The 9,790-nt window shown below is 69.0% G+C and carries 8 protein-coding genes; 7 read left to right on the top strand and 1 reads right to left on the bottom strand.

What is annotated here, in order from left to right; all coding sequences use genetic code 11:
* Positions 1 to 5: 5 nt before the first annotated feature.
* The 7 genes from AC3WOE_RS17120 to AC3WOE_RS17150 all read left to right on the top strand — a co-directional run bounded on the left by AC3WOE_RS17120 (position 6) and on the right by AC3WOE_RS17150 (position 9,433).
* On the top strand, positions 6 to 920 hold the full coding sequence (locus AC3WOE_RS17120; RefSeq protein ID WP_492692097.1) for a glycosyltransferase family 2 protein: 915 nt from the start codon (positions 6 to 8) through the stop codon (positions 918 to 920).
* Positions 913 to 2,034, top strand: coding sequence for a glycosyltransferase family 4 protein (locus tag AC3WOE_RS17125; protein WP_492692099.1), 1,122 nt, complete (start codon positions 913 to 915; stop codon positions 2,032 to 2,034). The genes AC3WOE_RS17120 and AC3WOE_RS17125 overlap by 8 nt, the downstream gene beginning before the upstream one ends.
* The gene (locus AC3WOE_RS17130) at positions 2,031 to 2,999 is read left to right on the top strand and encodes a glycosyltransferase family 2 protein (protein WP_492692101.1); all 969 of its coding nucleotides are present in this window, start codon (positions 2,031 to 2,033) and stop codon (positions 2,997 to 2,999) included. The genes AC3WOE_RS17125 and AC3WOE_RS17130 overlap by 4 nt, the downstream gene beginning before the upstream one ends.
* A 157-nt stretch (positions 3,000 to 3,156) precedes the next feature.
* On the top strand, positions 3,157 to 4,605 hold the full coding sequence (locus AC3WOE_RS17135) for an oligosaccharide flippase family protein (protein WP_492692103.1): 1,449 nt from the start codon (positions 3,157 to 3,159) through the stop codon (positions 4,603 to 4,605).
* A complete protein-coding gene (locus AC3WOE_RS17140; protein WP_492692105.1) occupies positions 4,602 to 5,549 on the top strand; it encodes a glycosyltransferase family 2 protein in 948 nt (315 codons plus the stop codon). Before AC3WOE_RS17135 ends, AC3WOE_RS17140 begins: the two co-directional genes overlap by 4 nt.
* Positions 5,546 to 7,744, top strand: a complete 2,199-nt coding sequence (locus AC3WOE_RS17145) for a GNAT family N-acetyltransferase (protein WP_492692107.1) — start codon at positions 5,546 to 5,548, stop codon at positions 7,742 to 7,744. Before AC3WOE_RS17140 ends, AC3WOE_RS17145 begins: the two co-directional genes overlap by 4 nt.
* Before the next feature lie 15 nt (positions 7,745 to 7,759).
* On the top strand, positions 7,760 to 9,433 hold the full coding sequence (locus tag AC3WOE_RS17150; RefSeq protein ID WP_492692109.1) for an asparagine synthetase B family protein: 1,674 nt from the start codon (positions 7,760 to 7,762) through the stop codon (positions 9,431 to 9,433).
* Between the two features lie 122 nt (positions 9,434 to 9,555).
* On the opposite strand, the gene AC3WOE_RS17155 is transcribed toward AC3WOE_RS17150, so the two are convergent.
* Positions 9,556 to 9,790: hypothetical protein (locus AC3WOE_RS17155; RefSeq protein ID WP_492692110.1), on the bottom strand; the 235-nt coding region annotated here is incomplete at its 5' end.

Here is a 9,790-nt window from a genome sequence, read left to right on the forward strand (position 1 = left end):
CCTTCATGCCGCGCGTCAACATCGTCATTCCTGCCTACAACGCCGAAGCCTTCATCGCCGAGACCGTCCGTTCTGCGCTGGACCAGACCTTCCCCGACCTGCAGGTCACCGTCATCGACGATGGCTCCAAGGATGCGACGGCCGCGCATGCGGCGCTTGACGATGCCCGCGTGCGCGTCATCTCGCAAGAGAACCGCGGCATGTCGCGCTCGCGCAATCGCGGCATGGCCGAGGTGGATTCGGAATTCGTCGCCCTGCTGGATGCCGACGACCTCTGGCATCCGGAAAAACTGCGCCTGCAGCTGCAGGCCCTGCGGGACCGGCCCGATCACGACTTCTGCTACTCGGCCTTCGACGTCTGGCATGGCGAGCCGCGGCCCGACTATTTCAAGCAGCCCCGCCAGGGCAGCATCGACGAATCGCGCTCCGGCTGGATCTACCCCGTGCTGGTGCTGGACAACTACGCCCTGCCCTCCTCCGTCATCTGGCGGCGCAGCGCCTGGGACCGCATGGGCGGCTTCCTGACCGACAACCAGCAGACCGACGACTGGGAATACCTCGTGCGGGCCAGCACCCAGCACCGCTTCATCCGCCTGGCCGAGTCCTTCGTGCTCTACCGCCAGCACCCGGTGTCGCTGTCGCGCCGCATCCCGGCCACCAACACCACCGAGCTGATGCGCGCCGACCTGATCCGCCGCTTCGGCATGAGTTCGCCGCCCGGCCATGACGTCGACCCCGTCGCCCTGCAGCGCTTCCAGCACAAGGGCTGGGCCAATTTCGCCGACGCGCATTGCGCCAAGGGCGACCTGGCCCTGGGCCTGAAGACCTTTGCCGGCCTGCTGCGCCGCGGCCCCTACCGCGGCGCCACGCTGACCAAGTGCGCCAAATCACTGTTCCGCCGCTGGGTGCCGAATGACTGAACCCTTGCGGGTCGGCATCAGCGCGACCAGCCTAAACACCGCCCACCTGCGCGGCATGGGCAAATACCTGCTGGAGATGTGCAGCCAGGCCACGCCCGCCGACCGCGTGGCCTGGACGCTGTTCGCCCAGGACGGCCGTCGCCCCATGCATCTGCCGCGCGATCAGCAGGTCCAGACCGACATCTTCGACTTCCCCGGTGACCGCTTCTCGTCGTGGGAGCAGATCGGCATGCCGCGCCGCATCGCGCGGCATCGCCTGGACCTGCTGCACTGGGCCGAGAACACCATGGCCTGGTGGCAGCCCTGCCCGGCGGTCGTCACCATCCACGACACCATCCCCTGGGAGATGGAGAACGACACGCGCTGGCAGCACTGGTACTGGCACAGCCTGATGCCCGCCGCCTTCCGCCGCAGCGCGGCCGTCGTGACCATCAGCGAATCGTCGCGCCGCGACATCCTGGCCCGCTGGCCCGATCTCGAGCCCAGGCTGACCGTCATCCCGCACGGCATCGAGTCCGCCTATTTCGAGCCGCCCACCAGCACGCTGCCAGCCTCGCTGACCAACGCCCTGGCCGGCGCACGCTTTGCCGTCTACCTGGGCGGCCCCATGAAGCGCAAGCGCTTCGACTGGGCCTTGCAGACCCTGGCCAGCCAGCCGGATGCGTCGCTGAAGCTGGTCGCCTGCGGCTTCGGCGCCGATGCGCGCGAAGCGGCGCGCAAGGCCCTGCCGCAGGAGCTGCAGGGCCGGGTCGTGTTTGCCGAGTTTCTGTCCGACGCCGAACTGCTGGCCCTCTACCGTGATGCCGTCGCCGTCCTCTACCCGACGCTCTACGAGGGCTTCGGCTTCCCGGCCGTCGAGGCCCAGGCCGCCGGCACGCCGGTCATCTTCAGCCCGCTGGGCAGCCTGGCCGAGCTGGTCGGACCGCTGACGTCGCTGGTGCCCGCCGAGGACGGTGCCGCCTGGGCCGCGGCCCTGCACGAGGCCGCGACGTTGCCGCCCGAGCTGCGCGCCGACAAGGCCGCGCGGGCCCGCGACTGGGCCCAGGGCTTTCGCTGGGCCGAGAGCTATCGCCGCCATCTGGAGGTTTATCGCAAGGTGGCCGCCCAGCGATGAAGCGGCTGGCCGTCATCGTCTGCACCTGGAACCGGTCCGCCCTGCTGGAGACCACCCTGGCTTCGCTCGGCGCCATGCGGGCTCCCGTCGAGACGGCCGTCGAAGTGCTGGTGGTGGACAACAACTCCGCCGACGGCACCCAGGCGCTGTTGAAGGCCCTGCAGCCGGGATGGCCGCTGGGCCGCCTGCACGCCCTCTTCGAGCCGCGCCAGGGCAAGCAGTTCGCCCTGAATGCCGGCATCGCCCGCGCCCGCGAGCTGGGCTGCGACGTGCTGGCCTTCACCGACGATGACATCCTCTTCCCGGCCGACTGGCTGGAGCACATCGATGCGGCCTTCGGATCCGATGGTCCTGCGCTGGCGGGTGGACGCACCGAGCCGCAATGGCCGCCGATGGGCCGACCCGACTGGTATCACGACAGCATGGCCGCGGTTGTCGGCGGCGCTGATCTCGGCTTGAAGCGCATGGCGACGACGCCACCGGACTACGCACCGGCCGGCGCCAACCTGGTGGCCCGTGCGGCGCTGTTCGAGCGCGTCGGCCCCTTCTCCGAGCTGCATTTCCGGCACATGGACCTCGAGTTCGGCCAACGCTGCCAGGCGCGCGGCGAGATGGTGACCTATGAGCCGACGCTGTGCATCACCGCACCCGTGGATGCCGCCGTGCTGAACCGCCGCTACTTCCGGCGCTGGGCCTTCAAGGCTGGCCTGTCCTCCTGGTGGCCCGCCGGCAGCCGTGAATTCGCCGGCGTGCCGCTCTGGCAGTATCAGCAGCTGCTGCAGGACGGCATAGGCTGGCTGCTCGGCCCCTTGCGGCGCGAACCGGTGGCCGAGCGATTCGTGCGCGAGCTGCGCCTGCTGCGCAGCTGGGGCCGCGTGCAAAGCCGCTGGCGGGCGCAGTGGTTCCCTGCCTCCTATGCAGCCTGGGTAGAACGCCACTCGCAGAAGAAGCAGGGGCTGTACTGATGAGCGCAGTGCCGGGCCGCCCCAAGCAAGCTCGCTCCCGCCTGGCGGGAGTGAGCCCGGACATGGGATGCCCTGAGGGCATCCCATGCCTGGTGAACGCCAGGCCGCGCTGTCGGCCAGGCAAGGCCGCAGGCCGAGGGGTGCACCAATGACCACGGTGCGCCGCTCCCTCGGCTTCGCCTTCCTGGAGCGCTATCTCCTCATCGCCCTGCAGCTGCTGTCGTTCACGCTGCTGGCGCGGCTGCTGACGCCGCAGCAGATCGGCCTGTACTCGGTCTCCATGGCCCTGGTCAGCATGGCCCAGGTGGTGCGCGACTTCGGCCTGGCCAACTATCTGATCCAGCGCAAGGACCTCAGCAGCGAAGACATCGGCAGCGCCCTGGGCCTGTCGCTGCTGCTGGGCGGCGGCCTCTTCGCTGGCATCAATGCCGCCGCGCCGTGGATCGCCGGGTTCTACGACGACGCCAGCCTCGCCCGCATCGTCGGCATCATCTCGATCAACTTCCTGATCCTGCCCTTCAACTCCATCTCCATCGCACTGCTGCGACGCGACATGCGTTTCGATGCGCTGATGCGCATCAATGTGGCCGCGGCCACCGTCGGCTGCTTCACGACGCTGGGACTGGCCTGGGCCGGCGTCGGCGCGGCCAGCCTGGCCTGGGGCGAGATCGCCAGCAGCTTGACCATGGCCGTCGGTGTCAGCCTGGCGGGTGCCTGGGGGCGGCTCGCACGGCCCCAGCTGAGCCGCTGGCGCGACATCCTGGGCTTCGGGGGCCCGATCACGGCCGCCAACGTCGTCACCTCGGTGTCCATGGACATCAACGACCTCGCCGTCGGCAAGATGCTGAACTTCGGCCAGGTCGCCATCGCCAGTCGCGCCCAGGGTCTGATGAATCTGTTCGCACGGGACATCATGGGCACTGTGCGCTCGGTGGCCTATCCCGCCTTCTCCAAGGCGCACCGCGAAGGCGGCGCGCTGGAGCAGCGTCACGTGCAGAGCCTGGCCGCCGTCAGCGCCGTGGCCTGGCCTTTCTACGGCTTTGTCGGCCTGTTCTCGCTCGAGGTGCTGCGCCTGATGTTCGGGCCACAGTGGGATGCGTCGGCGCCCTTGGTGCCCCTCTATTGCGCGGCGGGCGCCGTCAGCGTGCTGAACAGCCTGGTGCCCACCGTCATGCTGGCCGCGGGACATTCCAGGCTGGTGGCCATGGCCGATCTCATCATCCAGCCCATCAAGGCCCTGCTGCTGGTCGCCGTGCTGTGGTGGTGGCGCGCGCTCGAACCGCTGGCCCTGGGCTTCCTTGCCATGGCCATCGTCGCCGTGCCCTATTTCTATGCCTTCAAGCAACGCTGCCTGCCAAGCGACTTCCGCGCCATCGCGCGTGAGCTGTCGCGCAATGCGCTGCTCGCGCTGATCTGCCTGCTGCCCTCGGCCCTGGCCGCTGCCTGGCTGCGCCCAGCAGGCAACGCGCTGGCCCCGCCGATCTGGCTCGGTCTTGCCGCGTTGACCGGCCTGCTGTGGCTGGCGGGCCTGCGGCTGCTGGGCCACCCGCTGTACGGCGAACTCGTCGCCCTCATCCGCCGCCGCAGCGGCGCCGCCACCTCATGAAGGTCGCTGTCGTCATCGTCACCTACAACGGCGCCGCCTGGATCGCCGGCGCGCTGCGCTCGCTGCGCGAGAGCAGCCATGCCTGCAAGCCCATCGTCGTCGACAACGCATCGGGCGACGACACGGTGGCCATCGTGCGGCGCGACTTCCCCGAAGCCCGCCTCGTCGAAACCGGCGCCAACCTCGGCTTCGGTCGCGGCAACAACCTGGGCATTGAAGTCGCGCTGGCCGACGGCGCGGATGCCGTCTTCCTGCTCAACCAGGACGCCTGGGTGACGCCCGAATCCATCGCTCAGATGGTGGCCTTCCTGGCCGCCGAACCCGGCTTTGACATCGTCAGCCCGCTGCATTGCAGCCCGGACCTCGGCCGCGTCGACCCCAACACGCAAAGCGCCTATCTGCAGCGCCATGCCAGCGCCTACCTGTCCGACGCCTGTCTGGGCCAGGTTCAACCGCATTACGCCATCCGCGGCATCAACGCGGCAGCCTGGATGCTGCGCGCCGAGGTGTTCCGCCGCGTCGGCGGCTTCGATCCGCTGTTCTTCATGTATGGCGAGGACGACGACCTCATCGAGCGCTTCGCCCACCATGGCCTGCGCACGGCCCTGCTGCCCGCAGCGCGCATCGTGCACCTGCGGGCGAAGGGACCCCAGCCTGCGCAGAGCTGGGGCCAGCAGGTCGCCAGCCGTGCGCAGCGCAAGCGCTCGGCCCTGCTGCTGGACCTCAAGCGCCCCGGCGGCAGCCTGCCCGGACAATTGCTGCGTCTGCTGTCGGCCGGCGTCGTGCAGCCGCTGGCCGAGCTGCTCGCCAACCACGACCTCAAGGCCTTCCTGGCCAGCCTGCTCGCCGCCTCGCGCGTGCTGGCCGGGATCGTCCGCATCCGACGCCATGCGCAACTCTGCGCGACGCCCGGTGCGCATTTCCTGAAGCTCGACACGCCATGAAGCCTGGACTGGACTGGCGGCTCCACCCGCTGACCGCGGCGCAAGGCCTCGGCTCGCACCGCGCAGCGTGGGACCGCCTCAACCAGCAGCTCATGGCTGGCCATGGCATGCTCGACGGCGATTTCGTCGATGCATTGCTGCGCCATTTCGGCGCGCGCGGGGCCCTTCTCGCCACGGCCCATCGCGACGGCGAACCGGTGGCCATGCTGCTGCTCAACCCGCAGACGCGCGGTCTGGGGGTCTGGTCCAGCTTCCTGCCCTCGCAAACGCAGATCGGCCCCAGCCTGATTCCGGCCGGGCTGGAACTGGGCGGTCTGCTGGCGGCCCTCCCCGGCCGTGCGGGCGAGCTCGACCTGCTGTGCAACGACCCCCGCTTCGGCGACCTGCGCGAACTGCCGAAGAAGCCCGTGCAAAGCCAGCCGCATGCGCTGACCATGAGCGTCAGCCTCAAGGGCAGCTTCGACGACTACTGGGCGCAGCGGCCGCGCAAGCTGATCCAGAACATGCGCCGCTATCTGCGCCGGCTGCAATCAGAGCCCAGCGGCGAACGCCTGGCCGTCATAGGAGACCCTGAAGCCATGGCCGCTGCCGTGGAACGCTATGCAGTGCTGGAGTCCAGTGGCTGGAAGGGGCGCGAGGGCACAGCGATCAGCAGCGACGACCCGCAGGGGCGCTTCTACGCCGAGGTCATGCGGGGCTTCGCAACGCGTGGCGAAGCCCTGGTCTACGAGCTGTGGCTGGGCGAGGACCTGCTGGCCTCGCGCATGCTGCTGTTGCGCGGCGGCATGGCCGTCATGCTGAAGACAGCCTTCCACGAACAGTTCGAACGCTTTGCGCCGGGCCGCATCCTGCTGCTGCGCACGCTGGAAGACCTGTTCGCGCGCGCACCGGGTGGCTGCGTCGAGTTCTATACGAACGCCGAGGCCGACCTGCTCGCCTGGTCCACTTCGCAGCGCTGGATCAACCATGTGAGCGTCTACCGTCACCTGGGGCTGCCCACACTTTATGGCCTGCTCAGACGCGGCAGCCGCGGCTGGCGACGTTGGCACGGCCGCGCCAACCCGCCGATGGACACCGAGATCATGGTGAGCCGCAGCGGCGCCAGCATCGACACCTACGTCCATGTGCGCGAGCTGCCGGCGGATGCGCTGGCGTTGATGCAGCAGGCCGAGCAGCGCCACGTCGAGCTGGGTGCCGACTGGTTTGCCAACCTGATCGACACCGTCTACGCCAGCGAGCCGCAGGCTCAGGTGCGCATCCATGTGCTGCGCCGCCAGGGCCGCGCGCTGGCCGTGCTGCCGACCGTCGCGCAGAGCGGCGCCCTCGGCCGGGAAATCAGTGCACTGTCCAACTACTACACGGCCATCTTCGCTCCGGCGCTGGAAGAAGATGTCGAGGCCGAGGATCTGCTGCCGCTGACGCGGGCCATGAGACGGGCCGGCAGCGGCGCGGCGGCCTACCGCTTCTCGCCGATGGACCCGGACTCGCGCGAATTCGCGCTGCTCAAGCAAGCCCTGACGCTGGCGGGCCTCAGCACGCACGCCTACTTCTCCTTCGGCAACTGGTATGAACCGGTGCGCCAGAGCTGGGCCGAGTATCTGAAGGCCAGGAGCGGTCAGCTGCGCAGCACCGTCAAGCGCATGGGCAAGAAGTTCGCCGGCGAGGGCGGGCGGCTGGAGGTCGTGCGTGACGGCGACGCCCTCGAGGTCGCGCTGGCCGCCTACCGCGAGGTCTACGCCCACAGCTGGAAGCTGCCTGAGCCCTACCCTGACTTCGTGCCAGGCCTGATCCGCCTGTGCGCACGCCGCGGCTGGCTGCGGCTGGGCCTGGCCTGGTTGAACGACAAGCCGGTGGCGGCGCAGATCTGGATCGTCGCCAATGGCCGCGCCAACATCTACAAGCTGGCCTACGACCAGGATCACAAGGCACTCGCACCAGGTACGCTGCTGACCGCGCTGCTGATGGAGCGGGCCCTCGACCTGGAGCGTGTGCAGGAGGTGGACTATCTGATCGGCGATGCCCCGTACAAGGCCGAATGGATGGGCCAGCGCCGCGAACGCCTGGGGCTGGTCGCCTACGACCCTTTGACGCTGCGCGGCTTGATCGGTCTGGCGCGCCAGACCGTCGGCAATGTCTGGCGGCGCATGCAGGCGCAGCAAAACACCCCCCATCCCACCGACAATCCCGCGTCCTGATATTCACGAGCTCGCATGCAAGCCCAAGCCCTGCCGCCCGACACGCCCTTCGCCTCCGGCCAGCCCCGCTTCGCCGCGCCTGCCGCCGATGCCCTGGCCGCCTGGCAGCAGGCCTTTGCCGCGCGCGGCGCGGCCTGCGCCGCCGACGTGGGCGGCGAATTTGCCGTCGCGCTGACCCTGCCCGGCAACGCGGCCTACCTCGCCGTCGACCGCTTCGCCGTGCACAGCCTCTGCTACGCGGTGCACGACGGTCGCCTGCACTTCGCGACGCGAGCCGATGAACTGGCCCGGCGCTTGAGCATCCGCGAGCTCGACACCCAGGCCATCTTCAACTATCTCTTTCACCACTGCATTCCGTCGCCGCGCACCATCTATGCCGGCATTCACAGGCTGCCGCCCGCCCACTACGCGCTGTTCCAGAACGGCAAGCTGACGGTCGCGCCCTACTGGGTCGCCCGCTTCGACGAACTGGCCCGCCCGGACTTCGACACCCTGCGCGACGAGTTCCGCGGCATCCTGCGCAGCGCGGTCCGCGAGCGCCTCAGCGCCGACGGCAGGACCGCCTGCTTCCTCTCCGGCGGCACCGACAGCTCCACCGTCTGCGGCCTGCTGCGCGAAGCGACCGACCGGCCGCCGGCCAGCTATTCCATCGGCTTCGATTCCGAAGGCTATGACGAGATGGAGTACGCGCGCATCGCGGCCAAGGCCTATGGCGCCGACCATCACGAGTACTACGTGACGCCGGCCGACCTCGTGAAGGCCATTCCCGACGTCGCCGCCCACTACGACCAGCCCTTCGGCAACTCCTCGGCGGTGCCGGCCTTCTACTGCGCCGCCAAGGCGCGCGCCGACGGCTACACCCGCATGCTGGCCGGCGACGGCGGCGACGAGCTCTTCGGCGGCAACACCCGCTATGCCAAGGAGCGCGTCTTCCATGTCTACAGCCAGATCCCGTCGCCGCTGCGCGCCGGCGTGCTGAACCCGCTGTTCATGAACCCCGTCACCGGCAGCATCCCGCTGCTGAAGAAAGGCACCAGCTACATCCGCCAGGCGCGCGTGCCCATGCCGGACCGCATGCAGAGCTACAACCTGCTGGACCGGCTGGGCCTGCAGGAGGTGCTGACACCGGCCTTCCTGGCTGCCGTCGACACCGGCGCGCCCCGCGACCACCAGCGCGCCACCTGGGCAGCCGGCCCGCACGACGCCAGCCTCGTCAACCAGATGCTGGCCTTCGACTGGCGCTACACCCTGGCAGAGAACGACCTGCCCAAGGTGGTCGGCACGACGGCGCTGGCGGGCGTCGACGTCGGTTTCCCGCTGCTGGACACGCGCCTGCTCGATTTCTCGCTGAAGCTGCCGACGAACTACAAGCTGCGCGGCTTCAAGCTGCGCTGGTTCTTCAAGGAAGCCCTGCGCGGCTTCCTGCCGGACGAGATCCTGACCAAGAAGAAGCACGGCTTCGGTCTGCCCTTCGGCCCCTGGGCCGTCAAGGATGCGGCGCTGAATGCGCTGGCCGCCGAATCGCTGCGCGGCGTCGCCGCGCGGGGCATCGTGCGGACCGAGTTCGTCGAGAGCCTGCTGACTCAGCGGCTCAAGGAGCACGCCGGCTACTACGGCGAGATGGTCTGGATCCTGATGATGCTGGAGCAGTGGCTGCGCCGTCATGCGCCAGACTACCGGCTCGCCTGAACGACGGCCAGCAAAGCCCTCCTGCCGATTGCGCGGTCTCTGATCCAGCCTCGTCGGCGGTTCGATGCCCCGTGTCGGCTGGGGCATCCAATCGATCTCCTACAACGGCCCGGCCATCTTGACTATTGCGATGCGGTCCAGGCCTCCACCTCGGCAATGCGCGAGAGGTAGTAGGTCGAGCTGGTTACCAGCACGCGGATGCGCGGCGTCGTGATGGGCGCGAAGGTGAACTGCCGCCACACCTTGTTGTTGCCCACGACGTTGCCGCCCGGCACATCCGCCCACCCGGTGCCGTTCCAGTACTGGACCTGGAATTGCGTGATGCCGTAGTTGCTGAACGTCATCGTCAGCGTCGGC

It is taken from the genome of Roseateles sp. FW305-36 (assembly GCF_058787015.1).